The organism is Mycobacterium haemophilum DSM 44634 (genome assembly GCF_000340435.2).
GTDB classification, from domain to species: domain Bacteria; phylum Actinomycetota; class Actinomycetes; order Mycobacteriales; family Mycobacteriaceae; genus Mycobacterium; species Mycobacterium haemophilum.
The window spans coordinates 2,577,977-2,594,822 of record NZ_CP011883.2 but is presented as its reverse complement, the minus strand read 5'-3'; the positions used below and the strand labels follow the sequence as shown (position 1 = coordinate 2,594,822).

The following is a 16,846-nucleotide window of genomic DNA, read 5'->3' as shown; positions in this document are numbered from 1 at the left end:
GCTACCTGTGATGGACGGCTCGATGGCCTCGGATGATGATACCGACGACCTTGCGCCAGGCCGAATCCAGCTGCCCGCGATGCGCGTGCTGGTGGCCCCGGATTGCTACGGCGGCAGCTTGTCCGCGGTGCAGGCCGCTGCCGCGATCGCGACTGGCTGGACCCGGTCACGTCCGGGCGATCGGTTCCTGGTCGCGCCCCAGTCCGACGGCGGCCCCGGTTTCGTCGAGGTGCTGGCCAGCAGGCTGGGGGAGCTGCGGGGGTTGCGGGTTTCTGGACCGCTGGACGCCCTGGTGGACGCCGAGTGGGTGTTCGATGCCGGTTCGGCAACCGCCTACCTGGAGTGTGCGCAGGCGTGTGGTCTGGCGTTGCTTGGTGGTCCGCCCACACCGGAGACCGCGCTGTCGGCGCACAGCAGGGGGGTAGGGCAGCTCATCGCGGAGGCGCTGCGGGCCGGGGCGACTCGGATCATTGTCGGTTTGGGAGGCACCGCGTCCAGCGACGGCGGGCAAGGAATGATTGCTGAGCTCGGCGGCCTGGACGGCGGCCGCCAACAGCTGGCCGACGTCGAATTGGTCGCCGCCTCAGACGTCGAATATCCGCTGTTGGGGCCGTGGGGCACGGCCAGGGTGTTTGGGCCGCAGAAGGGCGCGGACACGACTACCGTCGCAATGCTCGAAGTCCGCCTCGAGGCGTGGGCGCTCGAAATGGAGGACGCGGCCGGACGCGACGTCAGCGCCGAGCCGGGTGCGGGCGCCGGCGGTGGTATCGGCGCCGGGTTGCTTGCGCTGGGCGGCCAGTGCGAGTCCGGCGCGGCAATCATCGCCGAACACACCCACTTGGCCGACGACCTTGCCGCGGCCGAGCTGATTGTCACCGGTGAGGGCCGGTTCGACGAGCAGTCCCTGCGCGGAAAGGTAGTTGGCTCGCTTGCCGACGCGGCCGGTCCGCTGGGCATTCCGGTGGTGGTGCTGGCCGGGCAGGTGTGCCTGGACAAGTCCGCGTCTCGATTAGCGGGCATTATGGCTGCGTTGTCGATTGCCGAATACGCCGGTTCGGTGCGGCTGGCGCAGGCCGACGCGGCCAACCAGCTCATGGGTTTGGCGTCTGTTGTCGCGGAGCGACTCGGGAATAGCGGCGTTGCAAGGTACCGTTAAGGCGATGGGCTGGCGAACCCACCCCAATAATGATGCATGTAGGAGAAGCAATGACGGTGCAGAACGAGTCAAGCGCCAAGACCCACGGAGTGATCCTGACCGATGCCGCTGCCACCAAGGCGAAGTCGCTGCTGGACCAAGAGGGCCGTGACGACCTGGCGCTGCGTATCGCGGTTCAGCCGGGTGGGTGCGCAGGGCTGCGGTACAACCTCTTCTTCGACGACCGGACCCTGGACGGCGATCTCACCGCGGAGTTCGGTGGTGTGACCTTGACGGTGGACCGGATGAGCGCGCCCTATGTGGACGGCGCGTCGATTGATTTCGTGGACACCATCGAGAAGCAGGGCTTTACCATCGACAACCCCAACGCCAGTGGCTCCTGCGCCTGCGGGGATTCGTTCAACTGAGGCTAGCGCGAGCCCGCGGTGCGCAGCATGTACGAGCACACCAAGACCTGGCTGCGGGCCTGGCTGCGCTGGTAAAGCAACTGTGCGACACCTTGTAGCTGCCCACGCATCGGGCCTCCGGTGGCCGGCGATGCCCGCATGGTGAATAGCACCTGGGCCTGATACGGCGACCAGTACACGATCTTGTCGATCGAGGTCAGCTCGACCTCGGAGAACTGCTTGCGGAATGCGTCGCTGCTCAGCCGCGCCAGCGCCTGGTCGGGCCGCCGGTCGCGGACGGCGTCGTAAATACCGCACAGCGCGTTGCGGGCGATGGTGTCGACGTCGCGCTGTTCGAGGGCGTCCAGATAGCCCTGAATCGCGGTCTTGGCCGTCGTCTCGGAGAATGTGCCCCCGGTTTTAGACCCGTTGGTGCGAACCCCGTAGACGATCGCCGCCGTCATCGCGGCTACCAGCGCGATAGCCACCAACACGCTGATGATCAGCCGCTTTGGCCGTCGCCTCGGATACGACACCGGCGGTGGCAGCATCCCGGGATAGGCGGGCGTCGCGTCGTCTACGTGGATGGCGGACTGGGTGGTTGCGAAGGCGGCGTCGGTATAAGGCGGCGGTCCGTCGGTGCCGACAGTAGGATTCGGCGTATGCGGACCGGCCATCGTGGTTCTCCTGCGGTGGTGGACGGGGCTATGAGTAGTTAGTGAGCAGTTGCCGCTCAACATTGGCGTTTAGGGCAACCAGACGAACTCTCTAGGCAGGCTAGCGCAACACCTGCCCGCGGCCGTGGATGCATCGAGGCTAGCCGCGACGCTGGTATCCGTGGGTAGGTTAAACGACTTGATGAACGAAGGGTGAGATCTGGTGACGATCGCTGTAACCGGTTCGATTGCGACTGACCATCTGATGCGGTTTCCGGGCCGATTCTCCGAGCAGCTGCTCGTCGACAATTTGCACAAGGTCTCGCTCAGCTTCCTGGTCGACGACTTGGTGATTCATCGTGGTGGCGTGGCCGGAAACATGGCTTACGCGATCGGCGTGCTGGGTGGTGACGTCGCACTGATCGGCGCGGCCGGCGACGACTTCGCCGACTATCGCAGTTGGCTGCAAAGTCATGGAGTCAACTGCGACAGCGTGCTGATCTCCAAGACCGCGCACACGGCGCGTTTTGTCTGCACCACCGACCTGGCCATGGCCCAGATCGGATCGTTCTATACCGGCGCCATGTCGGAGGCCCGCAACATCAAGCTCGCCGACGCGATCGCGACCATCGGCACGCCGGAATTGGTGATCATCGGGGCCAACGACCCGGCCGCCATGCTGGGGCACACCCAGGAGTGCCGCAAGCTCGGGCTGGCCTTCGCCGCTGACCCCTCCCAGCAGCTGGCGCGGCTATCTGGCGAGGAAATCCGCAACCTCATCGACGGCGCCACTTACTTGTTCACCAACGACTACGAATGGGACCTGCTGCTGTCCAAGACCGGCTGGTCGGAGGCCGACGTGATGGCGCAGGTCCAACTGCGGGTGACCACGCTGGGCGCCAAGGGCGTGGACCTGGTAGAACGCGACGGCACCTGTGTGCACGTCGGTGTGGTGCCGGAGACAGGCCAGGTTGATCCCACCGGCGTGGGTGACGCGTTCCGGGCCGGTTTCCTGACCGGACGCAGCGCCGGCCTGAGCCTGGAGCGTTCGGCGCAGCTGGGCTCGCTGGTCGCGGTGTTGGTGCTGGAGTCAACCGGTACCCAGGAGTGGGGCTGGGACCGCGACGTCGCGGCGACCCGGCTAGCCGGCGCTTATGGGGAGGACGCGGCCGCCGAGATCACCGCTGTCCTGGCTTAAAGCTGCACCGGATACCGCGGCTCACTGATCTGTGGCACCACGCTGTGCTCGACGAAGATGGCGTGCCACAGCATAAAGATCAGCACCGTCCACAGCCGGCGACTGTGATCGCTGATGCCACCTCGGTGTTCGTCAAGCATCCGGCGCACGGCGGCTAGGTCGACCAGATGCTCGGCCTGCGACGAGTCGACCATCGCGTACGCCCACTCCAGCAGTTCGCCGGCGCGCAGCCAATGCCGGATCGGGACCGGGAACCCGAGCTTGGGTCGGTGCAGCACATGTGCCGGGACGATGGGTTCCAGCGCACGCCGCAGCGCGTATTTCGTGGTGGTGCGGGTGATCTTCGCCTGCACGGGCAACCGGGACGCCACGGCGAACACTTCGGGATCAAGGAACGGCACCCGCAGCTCCAGCGAGTTGGCCATTGTCATCTTGTCGGCCTTGACCAGAATGTCGCCGCGCAGCCAGGTGAACAGGTCGATGTGCTGCATGCGGGCCACCGGGTCCCAGCCGTCGGATTCGGCGTACCACGCTGCCGTGACATCGGTGTGGGTCCAGTCCGCACGGAACCCGGGTAGCACAGCCCGCAACTGCGCGTCCGAGAAACTGCGGGCATTGCCGTAGTAGCGCTCCTCGAGCGTGAGCGATCCGCGATGTAGCAGGCTCTTGCCCCGCATCCCTTCGGGCAGTGGTTTGGACACCGTGCCCATCGAGCGTCGCAGTGGCCCGGGTAGGTAGTCGAAGGGCTTCAACGACAGCGGCTCCCGGTAGATTGTGTAGCCGCCGAACAGCTCGTCGGCGCCCTCTCCGGACAGCACCACCTTGACGTGCTTGCGGGCTTCGCGGGCGACGAAGAACAGCGGGACCAGGGCCGGGTCGGCAACCGGCTCATCGAGGTACCAGACGATCTCCGGTAGGGCGGCGACGAACTCGTCGGCGTGGACCACCTTGGCGATGTGGCGCGCACCGATTGCCTCGGCCGAGGCCGCCGCCACGTCGATCTCGGAGAATCCCTCACGCTCGAAGCCGGTGGTAAACGTAATCAGGCGCGGATTGTGCCGGATCGCCAGCGCCGCGATGGCCGTGGAGTCGATACCGCCGGACAGAAACGCGCCGACGGTGACGTCGGCGCGCATGTGCTTGGCCACCGAATCCGCAAGCACCGCGGTGATTTCGTCGTAGCGGGCCTGTTGGGTGTCGCTGGTGATCGGTGTGGCGGCAAACCGTGGCACGAAGTAGCGGGTGATCGCCGGTTCGAGCTGTCCGGGACGGATGCGGGCGTAGCAGCCCGATTCGAGTCGGCGCACCCCGCGATGCAGCGTCTCGGGCTCGGGCACGTACTGCAGGACCGTGTAGTGCTGCAGCGCCCGGGCATCAAGCTGCGTGTCGAATCCGACCACGTCGGCCAGGTCAAGCAGGCACTTCTTTTCGCTGGCCACCGCGGTGCCGCCGGTGCCGGTCGCCATGAACAGCGGCTTGATCCCGAAAGGGTCGCGGGCACAGAACAATTCGCGGGTAATGGTGTCCCACAGCGCGAAGGCGAACATGCCGCGCAGCCGCGTTAACACGTCGGTGCCCCAGTAGTGGAAGCCGGCGACGATAGATTCACCGTCGCCGTCGGTGGCGAACGCGGCGCCGTGCCGGGTGGCCAGCTCGTTGCGCAGCTCCAGGTAGTTGTAGATCTCGCCGTTGAATACCAGGACGTAGCGGTCGGGTGTCTCCGGCGGCCCCCACCGCAGCGGCTGATGCGAATGCGCGATGTCGATGATGGACAACCGGTTGAAACCGAACACTACAGCCCCGTCGGCATCGGGGTCGGACCAGGTGCCTGGCTCGTCGGGCCCGCGGTGACGCATTGCCTGCAACGCGCGGGCAATGGCATTGTCGGCCTGCACAGCTGTGGCGGTCGGGCTAGCAGCGCGGGCCGGGTCCGCTACGAATGCCAGCAGTCCACACACGGCGCCCCAGTATGCCGTATTCGGGGCCCGCATCGTCGCCCGGGCGAGTGCCGTGGTCTACGCTGCGTAGTATTCGACATCCGAGTTAGCCGACGAATCCCGCCTTGAAGCGGGTTAGCCCCGAATCGGCCCAGCTTGTGATACAGGAGGCGCCAAGGTGACAGCTCGCGAGCCAGTCCGTTCGCAACGTGTCGGTCGGGGTGTCTCCCGTCGTCTTCGGCTGCTGGCGCTGGCCGTGACGCTGGGCGTGCTGGCAGTCACCCTGAGCGGATGCAGCTGGTCGGACGCGTTGGCCATGGGCTGGCCGGAAGGAATCACCCCGGAGGCCCACCTCAACCGAGAGCTGTGGATCGGTGCGGTGATCGCGTCCCTGGTTGTCGGTGTCATTGTGTGGGGCCTCATTTTCTGGTCGGCCATCTTCCATCGGAAGAAAACAACCGACACCGAGTTGCCGCGCCAATTCGGCTACAACATGCCGCTGGAGCTGGTGCTGACCGTGACGCCGTTCCTCATCATCTCGGTGCTGTTCTATTTCACCGTGGTAGTGCAGGAGAAGATGCTGCACCTGGCCAAGGATCCCGAAGTCGTCATCGACGTCACGGCCTTCCAATGGAACTGGAAGTTCGGTTACCAGCGAGTCAATTTCAAAGACGGCACCTTGACCTACGACGGGGCCGATCCGACCCGCAAAAAGGCCATGGTCTCCAAGCCGGAAGGCAAGGACTCCCACGGTGAGGAGCTCGTCGGGCCGGTGCGTGGGCTCAACAAAGAGGACCGCACCTACCTGAACTTCGACAAGATCGAAACTTTGGGCACCACCACTGAAATTCCGGTGTTGGTGCTGCCCGCCGGCAAGCGCATCGAGTTCCAATTGAACTCAGCCGACGTGATCCACGCGTTTTGGGTGCCGGAGTTTTTGTTCAAGCGCGACGTCATGCCCAACCCGGTGGCGAACAACTCCGTCAACGTCTTCCAGGTCGAAGAGATAACCAAGACCGGGGCATTCGTCGGTCACTGCGCCGAGATGTGCGGCACCTATCACTCGATGATGAACTTCGAGGTTCGAGTGGTCGCGCCGAACGACTTCAAGGCCTATTTGCAGCAACGGATCGACGGGAAGACCAACGCCGAGGCATTGCAGGCGATCACCCAGCCTCCGCTGGCGGTGACTACCCACCCGTTCGACACCCGCCGCGGACAGTTGACCAGCAGCCAGTAGGCAGTCTCCTAGGTTAGGACACGCAATGCATATCGAAGCGAGGCTATTCGAGTTTGTCGCCGCGTTCTTCGTCATCACGGCGGTGCTGTACGGAGTGCTGACTTCGATGTTCGCCACCGGTGGTGTGGAGTGGGCCGGCACCACCGCGCTAGCGCTGACTGGTGGCTTAGCGTTGATCGTTGCCACCTTCTTTCGTTTCGTGGCTCGTCGGCTGGATACCCGACCCGAAGACTATGAAGGTGCTGAGATCAGTGACGGTGCAGGGGAATTGGGATTCTTCAGCCCGCACAGCTGGTGGCCGATTCTGGTCGCCTTGTCGGGCTCGGTGGCGGCGGTTGGTATCGCGCTGTGGCTGCCGTGGCTGATCGTTGCTGGGGTCGTGTTCATTCTCGCCTCGGCAGCCGGACTGGTCTTTGAGTACTACGTCGGTCCGGAGAAGCACTAATCGGCACCGGAGAAGGTCACAATCAGGGCATCAGTTGATTCGTGGGTAGTTCGCCAAGACTTGTTTGCCCTGCTCAGTTAGGTAGGGTGGCCGAGGCAGAATGAGAATCTCCCGAGCGCGCGCGCGACGATGTCGCCACGCAGACCCGCGCGCTGGTGATGCAGTTGGACAGGGCAGGCAAACATGAGCGGGCCGAATCCCCCGGAACAGGAAAATGAAAAACCCGATTCCGGCAGCGAGCTCAGCGACGAATTGGACTCCCATAACGGCAGGGAGTCCGGTGACAAATTAGAACCCTTGCCCGATAGCGATGTCGTAGCAGCGAGCGACCACACCAGCCAGACCGACGTCTATTCGCAGGCCTACTCGGCTCCTGAGGCCGAGCACTTCACCAGCGGCCCGTACGTGCCGGCTGATCTCAGGCTCTACGACTACGACGACTACGACGAGTCGTCGGTCGACGATGAGCCGGGTGCTCCGCGCTGGCCGTGGGTCGTCGGCGTCGCTGCCATCTTGGCCGCGATCTCACTGGTGGTTTCGGTGTCGCTGCTGGTCACGCGTACCGACACCAGCAAACTGGCTACCCCAGGCACTAGCCGGTCCGCACCGCCGGTGCAGGACGAAATCACGACCACCAAGCCGCCGCCACCACCGCCACCACCGCCGCCGCCCAGCACGGAGACCTCGACAGCTACGGAGACGCAGACAGTGACGGTGACGCCCTTGCCACCACCGACGACGAGCAGCGCAGCGCCACCGCCACCCGCGGCGCTGCCCCCGTCGACGACGCCCACGACGACGACCACGACGCTGGCCGGTCCTCGGCAAGTCACCTATTCGGTGACGGGCACCAAAGCGCCGGGCGACATCATCTCGGTGACCTACGTTGATGCCTCCGGTCGGCGACGAACCCAGCACAATGTCTACATTCCGTGGTCGATGACCGTCACACCGATTTCGCAATCCGACGTCGGATCGGTTGAGGCGTCCAGCCTCTTCCGGGTCAGCAAACTCAACTGCTCGATCACCACAAGCGACGGAACGGTGCTTTCGTCGAACAGCAACGACGCCCCGCAAACGAGCTGCTGATGGTGAGCAGGTATTCGGCGTACCGGCGTGGGTCGGACACCATTCCGCCGGAGGTCATCGACCGCATTCTGGTCGGGGTATGCGCGGCAGTCTGGCTGGTGCTGATCGGGGTGAGCGTGGCTGCGGCCGTCGCATTGGCGGATCTTGGCCGCGGCTTTCACAAGATGGCGAGCAACCCGCACACCACCTGGGTGCTGTACGGCGTCATCGTCGTCTCCGCGCTGATCATCGCAGGGGCGGTCCCGGTACTGTTGCGAGCTCGTCGCATGGCCCGGGTTGAGCCGCCGGCTCGACCGGCCGGTGTGCAGGCACGCGGGGGAGTCAGGCAGCCGGTCAGCGCCGGGCGTTCCACAGCGCGCATCGAGCTCATGCGAACACGGACGGAGAGGGTTCAGGCAGTCGCGCAACCCGGGGAGTGGTTTGACGCGGCGGTGGACCGGATCTGGTTGCGCGGCACGGTCGGATTGACTGGCACGATGGGGGCCGCGCTGATCGCGGCCGCGGCGGCGACCTATCTGATGGCCGTCGGTCGCGACGGTGCGTCGTGGGTTGGCTACCTGCTAGCCGGGATCATCACGGCGGTGATGCCGGTGATCGAGTGGCTCTATGTTCGGCAGTTGCGCCGCGTGTTTAACGAGGATTAGCCGCGGATTAGCCTTGCTCGCCGCGCTCGCCGTTCGGGGAACCGACAGTGCTTCCCAGGCTGTCCTGGTGTTCGCGCAACGCGGTCAGTGCACGTTGCTCGGCGGCGTGCGTCGCCTCGCGCAGTGCCGCATCTTCGGACTCCGAGTCCGCGAACAAGAAGCTGCCGCTACCGGGGGATCCCGCCGAGCCCAGCTTGTTCATCCGCTTGGGAACAGCAGCACCCTGGTACTCGAGCGGTATCGGGTGGCCGTGGTCGTCGACCGGGCCGAGCGGTTGGTGCAGCTCGATGTAGGCGCCGTGCGGTAGCCGCTTGATGATGCCGGTCTCGATGCCATGTTCGAGCACCGCCCGGTCGCTGCGCTGCAGCCCGATGCACCACCGATAGGTGATGAAGTAGATGAGCGGCGGAAGTATCACCATGCCAATGCGCCCGATCCACGTCGTCGCGTTGAGCGAGATGTGGAACTTCAACGCGATGATGTCGTTCATCGCCGCGAGCGTGAGCACCATGTAGAAAGCGATCGCCATGGCCCCGATCGAGGTGCGCACCGGGACATCGCGCGGCCGTTGCAGCAAGTTGTGGTGGGCGTAGTCGCCGGTGAACCGCTTCTCTAGGAACGGGTAGGCGATCAGCAGGACGAAAACCAGGCCCATGATCACCGCTACCCAAACCGGAGCGGGAATGGTGTGGTGCCAGAAATAGAACTCCCAAGCCGGCCAGATACGGGCCAAGCCCTCGGTCCACATCATGTAGAAGTCTGGCTGTGAGCCGGCCGACACCTGAGATGGCTTGTAAGGACCGAGGTTCCAGATCGGGTTGATCTGCAGCAGGCCGCCCATCAGACCCAGCACGCCAACAATGGCGGCGAAAAACGCGCCCGACTTGAACGCGAACACCGGCATTACTCGCACACCGACGACGTTGTGCTCGGTGCGGCCGGGCCCGGGGAACTGGGTGTGCTTCTGGAACCACACCAGCGCCAGATGCAGGCCGATCAGCGCGAGGATGATCCCCGGCAGCAACAGGATGTGCAGTGCGTAGAGCCGGGGGATCAAGATATTGCCGGGGAAATCGCCCCCGAACAGCGCCCAGTGCAGCCAGGTCCCCATCACCGGCATGCCCAGCGTGATCGACGACAACGCGGCCCGCAGGCCGATACCCGAAAGCAGGTCGTCGGGCAGCGAGTAGCCGAAGTAGCCCTCAAACATGGACAGGATCAGCAGCAGCGAACCGATCACCCAGTTGGTCTCGCGGGGTCGCCGGAACGCGCCGGTGAAGAAAATGCGCGCCAGGTGCACCATGATCGCCGCGGAGAACATCAACGCGGCCCAGTGGTGGATCTGCCGGACGAACAGGCCGCCCCGGACTTCGAAGGAGATGTCCAGCGCCGACTGGTACGCGCGCGACATCTCGACCCCGCGCAACGGTTGGTAGACACCGTTGTAGGTGACGTCGGTCATGGACGGATCGAAGAACAACGTCAGCCATACACCGGTGAGCAGCAGCACGACGAAGCTGTACAACGCGATCTCGCCGAGCAAGAACGACCAGTGCGTCGGGAAGACCTTGTTGAGCTGCCGGCGCAGCGCTGCCGACGGGTGATACCGCGTGTCGATGTCTTCGGCTTGGCGGGCTAGGACATCACCGATCTTGGTACTCATGTGGTGCGCTCCCAGAATGCTGGTCCGACGGGCTCGGCAAAGTCACCGTTGGCAACCAGATACCCGTCGGTGTCGATCGTGATAGGCAGTTGCGCCAACGCGCGTGCCGCCGGACCGAATATCGGCTTGGCGTAGTGCAGCGCGTCGAACTGCGACTGGTGACAAGGGCACAGGATTCGGTAGGACTGCTGTTCGTATAGCGAGGACGGGCAACCCAAATGCGAGCAGACCTTGGTGAAGGCGAAAAACTCGCCGAAGTTGAAGCTCTCCTGACCTCGGCGTTTGACCACGCGAGGCATATCACTGGGCCGGATGCGGATGAGCATTACCGGGTTGCGAATACCCATCTTGATCGCGGTCAGCTTCTCGTGTGATTCCGCGGTGGTGCCGTCGCCGTCGGACTCGCGCCACGGGAAGACGGTCTCCATCCCGCCGGCGTCGACGTCTTCCGGACGCATTCGGGTAAACGGTGCTCCCGAGTGCGAGCCGGTAGCTCTGGCCAGATAGATCGTCTCGCCGTGGTAGCGCGGGGTCCAGCCAGATGTCCAGAGCACGGCCTTCATCCCATTCGCGGTGGGCACGACCGGCTTCCATGGGTTCTTGATGAGGCCACCAGCAAACGCCACCAGGGTGCCGAGGCCAAAAGCACCCAAGCCCACGCCCAACGACAGCCCGACTAGCTTGCGCCGCCCGATCGTCGAGCCCTCAAAAGCGTCGGTGAGGTTCGCCACGACTGTCTTGCGGTCGATCTCGCGCGACGCGCCGTCATGGCGTTCCTGGATCGAAATCTCTTCCGGGATGAACCTCTTCTGAAACTGCACCGCGCCGATAGCGATCGCCAGGATGGACAGACCGAAGGTCAGACCATACAACGGGGTGGCAATGGTGTAGAGGAAGCTGCCCTCGGCCTCCTTGGGTTTGTACTCCCACGGCCAGAACACGAAGACCAGTAGCAGCGCCAGGCCAAACGCGCCACCCAGCAAAAGCCACAGGGCTATCCCTCGCTCGGTGCGTTTTTCCGCTTTGGTACCCTCGACTGTCCAACGAGGCTCCTTGTAGACGGTGTCGACACCATCCAGCCGACCGCCCAGGGCTACCAGTTCCTCGCGCGACATTGCCCCCAACGCTGCCTCGTCGGGTTCCCGGGAAACGCCGGCGCCGTCTTTCGCGTTAGCGGTCATGCTCGTGCCCCAATCCACAGTGCCAGCCCGATGGCGGCGACCATCCCGATGATCCAGATCGCCATGCCCTCCGGTGCCGGGCCGAAGCCACCGAGGCCGTAGCCGCCCGGCTGACGCTCTTCGACGACGGTCCGCACGTAGCCGATGATGTCCTTCTTCGCTTCGAAGGAAAGCTGGCGGTCGGCGAACTTGGGCATGTTCTGCGGGCCGGTCAGCATCGCGGTGAGGATTTGCTGTTCGTTGGCGGGCCCAAGGTCGGGCGCGTACTTACCGGACGACAGCGCGCCACCCTTTCCGGTGAAGTTGTGGCACGACGCGCAGTTGAGTCGGAACAAGTCGCCGCCGCGGCCCAGGTCGGTACCGCGCAGCGACTGCATCGCAATGCTGCCGTCGGGGTTACGCACCACGGTCGGCCCACCGCCGTTGGCCTGCACGTAGGCGCCGATCGCGTCGACTTGTGACTCGTCGAAGATGGGATCTTTACGCGCCGCCTGCGCCTCACCGCGCATGGCGGGCATCCGACCGGTCGATACCTGGAAGTAGACGGCCGCTTCGCCGACGCCAATCAGGCTCGGTCCGTGGTCGGGCACGCCTTGAAGGTTGGCGCCGTGGCACGACACGCAGGAGGTGTCGAACAGCTGCTTGCCGGTACGCAGCAGCGCCGAGGACGACTCGTCGGCCACCGCGACCTGCGGGGTGGGAGTCAGGACCGCCGCCAGTCCCCCAGAAACGGTCAGCGCGATCAACAGCAGCAGGCCTCCCGACAATCGGCGCCGCAGGCGCCGACGCGCGCGATCAGACCGGTTAGACCCCAGTTTCTTCAACCGAGCACTCCTGTTCATCCAGCGCCGGCTCATCGGATGAAATAGATCACGGTGAACAGCGCGATCCACACGATGTCGACGAAATGCCAGTAATAGGAGACGACGATGCTGGCGGTCGCCTGCGCCGGTGTGAACTTGCTCATCGCGGTGCGGGCCAGCAGGAAAATGAAGGCGATCAGGCCGCCAGTGACGTGCAGCCCGTGGAAGCCGGTGGCCAGATAGAACACACTGCCGTACGCGCTACTGGGGATGGTGGTGCCATGAGTCATCAAGTGGTAGTACTCGTAGCCCTGGCCGAGGACGAAAAACAGGCCCATCAAGAAGGTGATCACATACCAGCGGCGCAGTCCGAAGACGTCACCGCGCTCAGCCGCGAACACTCCCATCTGGCAGGTGAACGACGACGCGATGAGCACCAGCGTCACCGGGACGGCTTGGTAGAGATTCAGTTCGGTCGGCGGCGGCGGCCACTTCCCGCCGGCCTGAGCACGCGCAGTGAAGTACATCGCGAACAGCCCAGCAAAGAACATCAGCTCACTGGAAAGCCAGACTATGGTGCCGACACTGACCATGTTGGGCCGATTCAGCGAATGCACCCGCGACGTAATTGCAGTACCCGAGGTGCCCACAGCGCTCGTCACATCCGCAAGTATGACGCTTTGTAGTTGTCGAACTCTACCCGGGTCAGAGATTTCGGGCGGTTGGTCCTCGTGGGACCATCGGCCGGTGGCTTTGTCATCGCAACCGCCTGCTGCTCGCGGCGCCGCCGGATCGGTGATGTCGTGGCCACAGGTCCTGGGGCGGTTGACGGCAGGGCAGAACCTCGCGCGGGGCCAGGCTGCCTGGGCGATGGACCAGGTTATGACGGGGAACGCGCGGCCGGCTCAGATCGCCGCGTTCGCGGTGGCGATGAAGATGAAGGTTCCCACCGCGGCTGAAGTCAGCGAGCTGGCGGACGTCATGCTTAGCCATGCGCGTCAGATGCCCACCGACGCGATCCGCCGAGATATCGGGGACACCGTCGATATCGTCGGGACTGGGGGGGATGGCGCGAACACGGTCAACCTGTCCACGATGGCCGCGATCGTGGTTGCGGCCGCAGGCATACCGGTGGTCAAACACGGCAACCGGGCCTCGTCCTCGCTGTCCGGCGGCGCCGACACCCTGGAAGCGCTGGGGGTGCGTATCGACCTTGGACCCGAACAGGTCGCGCGTAGCCTCGCCGAAGTCGGGATCGGGTTCTGCTTCGCGCCGCTATTCCATCCGTCGTATCGGCATGCATCTGTGGTGCGCCGTGAGATCGGGGTGCCGACGGTGTTCAACATCCTCGGGCCGCTGACCAATCCGGCCTGGCCGCGGGCGGGATTGATTGGCTGCGCGTTCGGCAATCTCGCTGAGGTGATGGCGGGGGTGTTCGCCGCGCGCCGTTCCAGCGTGCTGGTGGTGCACGGCGACGACGGGCTCGACGAATTGACCACCACCACTACCAGCACGATCTGGCGTGTGCAGGCGGGCACGGTGGACAAGCTGACTTTTGATCCCGCCGGATTCGGGTTTGCGCGTGCCGACCTCGACGAGCTGTTGGGCGGTGACGCGCAAGCCAACGCGGCGAAGGTGCGTGCGGTACTGGCTGGGGCCAAGGGCCCGATCCGGGACGCCGTTGTGCTCAACGCTGCCGGTGCGATCGTCGCCCATGCGGGGCTATCCAGCCGCGCTGAATGGTTGCCCGCCTGGGACGACGGGTTGGCGCGCGCCGGCGCAGCCATCGACTCGGGCGCCGCCGAACAGCTCCTCGCGCGTTGGGTGCGGTTTAGCCAGCAGGCCTAAATCCCACTCTCGTGATGCCCGGCAGCGAAGAGATGTCGGTGCCGGCGGTTAGCGTGCGGACAGCTCGACTTAGTCAGCCTGACCGACCCGACCCGACCCCGACCCGAGAGGACTCACCCTGATGGCACAAAGCAGCGGATCCGATGGCCAAGGCGTTGCGGCGCCCGAGCCGGGGGGGTCGGTGGTTATCGACTGTGACGACTGCGCGGTGCGTGGCCCGGGATGCCGCGACTGTGTCATCAGCGTGTTACTGGGGGTACCGGAGACCTTGTTGCAGGATGAGCGTGCCGCTTTGGAAGTGCTCGCCGACGTCGGATTGGCGCCCCGGTTGCGTCTGGTGCCGATCCGCGGCAATCGCGGGTTCGGGGTCGCTTGAGTGCCCAGGCCTGCCAAAACCCCTGGGTCGCCGGTTCCGGTGTGACGCTCTCAAGCGGGTGACTGAAATCTTTCTATTTTCTTAGCGATCCCATTTGGACAACGTCGATATCGTTTCGTAACCTATTTGAGACCTAAAGCCCGCTCAACGGCCAAGCGCCTTTGGCAGTTTAAGGAAAAAAACTTTGAGACTTGGCCGCAAGCATCCGGTCGTGCGCCTGATTTCGCGATCTGTCGTCGGAACGCTAGCAGGGGTCACCGTGTTATCTAGCGTCCTTGCCGCCACCGCGGCGGCCGACCCTGCCGAGGACGCGCTGGCAAAACTCAACGAGCTATCCCGCCAAGCTGAGCAGACCACCGAAGCGATGCACAGCGCGCAACTTGACCTGAGCAACAAGCTGGCAGCTCAGCAGGCGGCAGACAAGAAGCACACGGACGACCAGGCTGCTCTGGCGGACGCCAAGGCGCGCCTGGCCACGTTCCAGGCTGCGGTCAACAAACTTGCCGCCGCTACCTATATGGGTGGTCACATCAACGGCATGACCGCGATATTGACAGCGGACTCACCGCAGCAACTGATCGACAAGTTGGCCCTGCAGCGAGTGCTAGCAGCTCAAATGGCCACACAGATGGCCAGTTACCGGGCTGCCGGGGAACAGGCCGTCAAGGCTGAGCAGGCATCCGCCAAGTCCGCCGCTGACGCCAAGCACGCCGCCGACCAGGCGGCCGCGGTACGGGCGGGCCTGCAGTCCAAGCAAAGTCAGTTACAGGTGCAGATCGCGGTCGTCAAATCGCAGTACCTCTCGTTGTCGCCTGGGCAACGCACTACGCTCGCCGAGCCCGGGCCGGTCCCGGCGGGGGCGGCGCTGCCCGGTGCGCCGCCGCCGGACGCGGCGCCGCCCGGTGCACCCGCGCCGGATGCGGCCCGCCCGGTGCTCCACCAGCCGGCGGGCCACCGCCAGCTGATGCCGCAACCCTCGGCGGATTGCCCGGGGTCGCCCCAGCCCCTCCCGCAGGCGGCGGCGACCGCGCGGCTGTTGTGCAGGCGGCGCTGACCCAGATCGGAAGTCCCTATGTCTGGGGTGGCGCGGCACCCGGTGGATTCGACTGCTCCGGATTGGTGATGTGGGCGTACCAGCAGGCCGGTATTGCGCTGCCGCACTCCAGCCAAGCCCTGGCCCGCGGCGGTCAGCCGGTGTCGCTGTCGGACCTGCAGCCCGGTGATGTGCTGACCTTCTATTCGGACGCGTCGCATGCCGGCATCTACATCGGTGACGGCATGATGGTCCATTCCTCCACCTACGGTGTGCCGGTGCGGGTGGTGCCGATGAACTCGTCCGGCCCGATCTACGACGCCCGCCGCTACTAAACGCCTCGGACTGAGGTCATGTTGCCGCCAGCGCCGGTGGCTGCCGATCCTGCTGGCCTGCGTCTTTGTCATTGAGCTGATTGGCGCGTCCGCTCGCAGCCAGGTAACGGCGCCGGCAAGGTCATTGGTCGTCGGCGACCGCACTGTCACGCTGCTCGGCGTTAGCGGCCCGGCAACCGATCGACTGCTGTCTCGTGTTGCGGCAAACATCGGCGTCGCGGTCGACGCAGTGGAAGCCTTCTGGGGAGTGGACTGGTCGCCCGACATCTCGGTGCTGGCCGCCGCCACGGACGAACAGTTCCGCGCAGCGGCCGGCGGGGGCCCGGCATCGCAGTGGGTTGATATCGCGGCGGTGACGGTCGTCGAACGCGTCGACCCGGCTCGCCGGGTGGCTGTCGGCCAACGGATCGTGTTCGCGCCGGGCGCGGCCAACATATCTGATCCGGCACTACGAATAGTGTTAGCCCACGAGCTTTTTCACTACGCCGCGCGCACCGACACCGCAACGGATGCACCTCGATGGTTGACCGAAGGGGTGGCAGATTTCGTCGCTCGGCCTTACGCCCCCCACATTCTAGAGTCTGCAGACGCACGCTCGGCGGCCCAGATGCTGCCGTCGGACACCGACCTGGACACACCTGGGCGCCAGCGGGCGTCGGCTTATGACCGCGCGTGGTGGTTCGCTCGGTTCGTCGCCGATACCTTCGGGACGGCGAAGCTACGTGCGTTCTACCTGGCCGCGTGTGGTGTCGGACACGCCGACCCGCTCGTCGCCGCCCGCGAGGTCCTGGGCACCGATTCGGCCGCCTTGCTCGCGAACTGGCAGCACTGGCTGACCCGCTGAGGCGGGCCGCAT

General features: G+C 65.0%; 15 protein-coding genes and 2 pseudogenes. 11 read left to right on the top strand and 6 right to left on the bottom strand.

All coding sequences use genetic code 11. The features are described 5' to 3' along the window. The first annotated feature begins 79 nt into the window (after window positions 1-79). Both B586_RS12170 and B586_RS12165 read left to right on the top strand, forming a co-directional pair. Window positions 80-1,156 (top strand): glycerate kinase family protein, encoded by a 1,077-nt coding sequence (locus B586_RS12170; protein ID WP_047314756.1) that lies wholly within the window; start codon window positions 80-82, stop codon window positions 1,154-1,156. Between the two features lie 50 nt (window positions 1,157-1,206). Beyond that, the gene (locus B586_RS12165; RefSeq protein ID WP_047314690.1) at window positions 1,207-1,563 is read left to right on the top strand and encodes a HesB/IscA family protein; all 357 of its coding nucleotides are present in this window, start codon (window positions 1,207-1,209) and stop codon (window positions 1,561-1,563) included. A 2-nt stretch (window positions 1,564-1,565) separates the two neighbouring features. Here B586_RS12165 and B586_RS12160 read toward each other — a convergent pair whose 3' ends face one another. Continuing rightward, window positions 1,566-2,219 (bottom strand): Rv0361 family membrane protein, encoded by a 654-nt coding sequence (locus B586_RS12160; protein ID WP_047314691.1) that lies wholly within the window; start codon window positions 2,217-2,219, stop codon window positions 1,566-1,568. Between the two features lie 202 nt (window positions 2,220-2,421). Between B586_RS12160 and B586_RS12155 the strand changes: the two genes are divergently transcribed. Next, the gene (locus B586_RS12155; protein WP_047314692.1) at window positions 2,422-3,396 is read left to right on the top strand and encodes a carbohydrate kinase family protein; all 975 of its coding nucleotides are present in this window, start codon (window positions 2,422-2,424) and stop codon (window positions 3,394-3,396) included. On the opposite strand, the gene asnB is transcribed toward B586_RS12155, so the two are convergent. Then, window positions 3,393-5,354 (bottom strand): asparagine synthase (glutamine-hydrolyzing), encoded by a 1,962-nt coding sequence (gene asnB, locus B586_RS12150; protein ID WP_054880930.1) that lies wholly within the window; start codon window positions 5,352-5,354, stop codon window positions 3,393-3,395. The genes B586_RS12155 and asnB overlap by 4 nt on opposite strands. 157 nt (window positions 5,355-5,511) lie before the next feature. Here asnB and ctaC point away from each other — a divergent pair. The 4 genes and pseudogenes from ctaC (at window position 5,512) to B586_RS12130 (ending at window position 8,751) form a co-directional block, all read left to right on the top strand. Beyond that, window positions 5,512-6,590 (top strand): annotated as a pseudogene (ctaC, locus tag B586_RS12145) (aa3-type cytochrome oxidase subunit II). 8 nt (window positions 6,591-6,598) lie between these two features. Then, window positions 6,599-7,018, top strand: coding sequence for a cytochrome c oxidase subunit 4 (locus B586_RS12140; RefSeq protein ID WP_047314694.1), 420 nt, complete (start codon window positions 6,599-6,601; stop codon window positions 7,016-7,018). Window positions 7,019-7,201: 183 nt separating this feature from the next. Continuing rightward, window positions 7,202-8,107, top strand: coding sequence for an MmpS family transport accessory protein (locus tag B586_RS12135; RefSeq protein ID WP_054879826.1), 906 nt, complete (start codon window positions 7,202-7,204; stop codon window positions 8,105-8,107). Further along, complete coding sequence (locus B586_RS12130; RefSeq protein ID WP_054879827.1) at window positions 8,107-8,751, top strand: DUF2561 family protein; 645 nt, start codon at window positions 8,107-8,109, stop codon at window positions 8,749-8,751. Before B586_RS12135 ends, B586_RS12130 begins: the two co-directional genes overlap by 1 nt. Before the next feature lie 7 nt (window positions 8,752-8,758). Here the strand turns inward: B586_RS12130 and qcrB are convergent, their stop codons facing one another. The 4 genes from qcrB to ctaE are packed head-to-tail and all read right to left on the bottom strand — an operon-like array spanning window position 8,759 to window position 13,060. Further along, window positions 8,759-10,414 (bottom strand): cytochrome bc1 complex cytochrome b subunit, encoded by a 1,656-nt coding sequence (gene qcrB, locus B586_RS12125; RefSeq protein ID WP_054879828.1) that lies wholly within the window; start codon window positions 10,412-10,414, stop codon window positions 8,759-8,761. Beyond that, the gene (gene qcrA, locus B586_RS12120; protein WP_047314698.1) at window positions 10,411-11,595 is read right to left on the bottom strand and encodes a cytochrome bc1 complex Rieske iron-sulfur subunit; all 1,185 of its coding nucleotides are present in this window, start codon (window positions 11,593-11,595) and stop codon (window positions 10,411-10,413) included. The genes qcrB and qcrA overlap by 4 nt, the downstream gene beginning before the upstream one ends. Next, a complete protein-coding gene (qcrC, locus tag B586_RS12115) occupies window positions 11,592-12,437 on the bottom strand; it encodes a cytochrome bc1 complex diheme cytochrome c subunit (protein ID WP_156166438.1) in 846 nt (281 codons plus the stop codon). The genes qcrA and qcrC overlap by 4 nt, the downstream gene beginning before the upstream one ends. 11 nt (window positions 12,438-12,448) lie before the next feature. After that, a complete protein-coding gene (gene ctaE, locus B586_RS12110; protein ID WP_047314700.1) occupies window positions 12,449-13,060 on the bottom strand; it encodes an aa3-type cytochrome oxidase subunit III in 612 nt (203 codons plus the stop codon). A gap of 136 nt (window positions 13,061-13,196) precedes the next feature. Here ctaE and trpD point away from each other — a divergent pair, with 136 nt between their 5' ends. The 4 genes and pseudogenes from trpD (at window position 13,197) to B586_RS12090 (ending at window position 16,834) form a co-directional block, all read left to right on the top strand. Beyond that, window positions 13,197-14,246 carry an anthranilate phosphoribosyltransferase gene (gene trpD / locus B586_RS12105; protein ID WP_276011719.1) on the top strand — a complete coding sequence of 350 codons (1,050 nt, stop codon included), beginning with the start codon at window positions 13,197-13,199 and terminating at the stop codon, window positions 14,244-14,246. Window positions 14,247-14,367: 121 nt separating this feature from the next. Continuing rightward, window positions 14,368-14,622: a hypothetical protein gene (locus B586_RS12100; protein WP_047314702.1), complete on the top strand. Its 255-nt coding sequence runs from the start codon at window positions 14,368-14,370 to the stop codon at window positions 14,620-14,622. Window positions 14,623-14,806: 184 nt separating this feature from the next. Next, window positions 14,807-15,990, top strand: a pseudogene (gene ripC / locus B586_RS12095) (peptidoglycan hydrolase RipC). Window positions 15,991-16,039: 49 nt separating this feature from the next. After that, on the top strand, window positions 16,040-16,834 hold the full coding sequence (locus B586_RS12090; RefSeq protein WP_054879829.1) for a DUF4157 domain-containing protein: 795 nt from the start codon (window positions 16,040-16,042) through the stop codon (window positions 16,832-16,834). The last annotated feature ends 12 nt before the right edge of the window (window positions 16,835-16,846 follow it).

What these genes read in the sequence shown, in the direction of transcription:
- B586_RS12100 (WP_047314702.1), top strand. Translation starts at nt 14,368, where the DNA reads ATGGCACAAAGCAGCGGATCCGATGGCCAAGGCGTTGCGGCGCCCGAG.
- B586_RS12130 (WP_054879827.1), top strand. Translation starts at nt 8,107, where the DNA reads ATGGTGAGCAGGTATTCGGCGTACCGGCGTGGGTCGGACACCATTCCG.
- qcrB (WP_054879828.1), bottom strand. Translation starts at nt 10,414, where the DNA reads ATGAGTACCAAGATCGGTGATGTCCTAGCCCGCCAAGCCGAAGACATC.
- B586_RS12140 (WP_047314694.1), top strand. Translation starts at nt 6,599, where the DNA reads ATGCATATCGAAGCGAGGCTATTCGAGTTTGTCGCCGCGTTCTTCGTC.
- B586_RS12160 (WP_047314691.1), bottom strand. Translation starts at nt 2,219, where the DNA reads ATGGCCGGTCCGCATACGCCGAATCCTACTGTCGGCACCGACGGACCG.
- B586_RS12170 (WP_047314756.1), top strand. Translation starts at nt 80, where the DNA reads ATGCGCGTGCTGGTGGCCCCGGATTGCTACGGCGGCAGCTTGTCCGCG.
- trpD (WP_276011719.1), top strand. Translation starts at nt 13,197, where the DNA reads ATGTCGTGGCCACAGGTCCTGGGGCGGTTGACGGCAGGGCAGAACCTC.
- qcrA (WP_047314698.1), bottom strand. Translation starts at nt 11,595, where the DNA reads ATGACCGCTAACGCGAAAGACGGCGCCGGCGTTTCCCGGGAACCCGAC.
- qcrC (WP_156166438.1), bottom strand. Translation starts at nt 12,437, where the DNA reads ATGAACAGGAGTGCTCGGTTGAAGAAACTGGGGTCTAACCGGTCTGAT.
- B586_RS12135 (WP_054879826.1), top strand. Translation starts at nt 7,202, where the DNA reads ATGAGCGGGCCGAATCCCCCGGAACAGGAAAATGAAAAACCCGATTCC.
- B586_RS12165 (WP_047314690.1), top strand. Translation starts at nt 1,207, where the DNA reads ATGACGGTGCAGAACGAGTCAAGCGCCAAGACCCACGGAGTGATCCTG.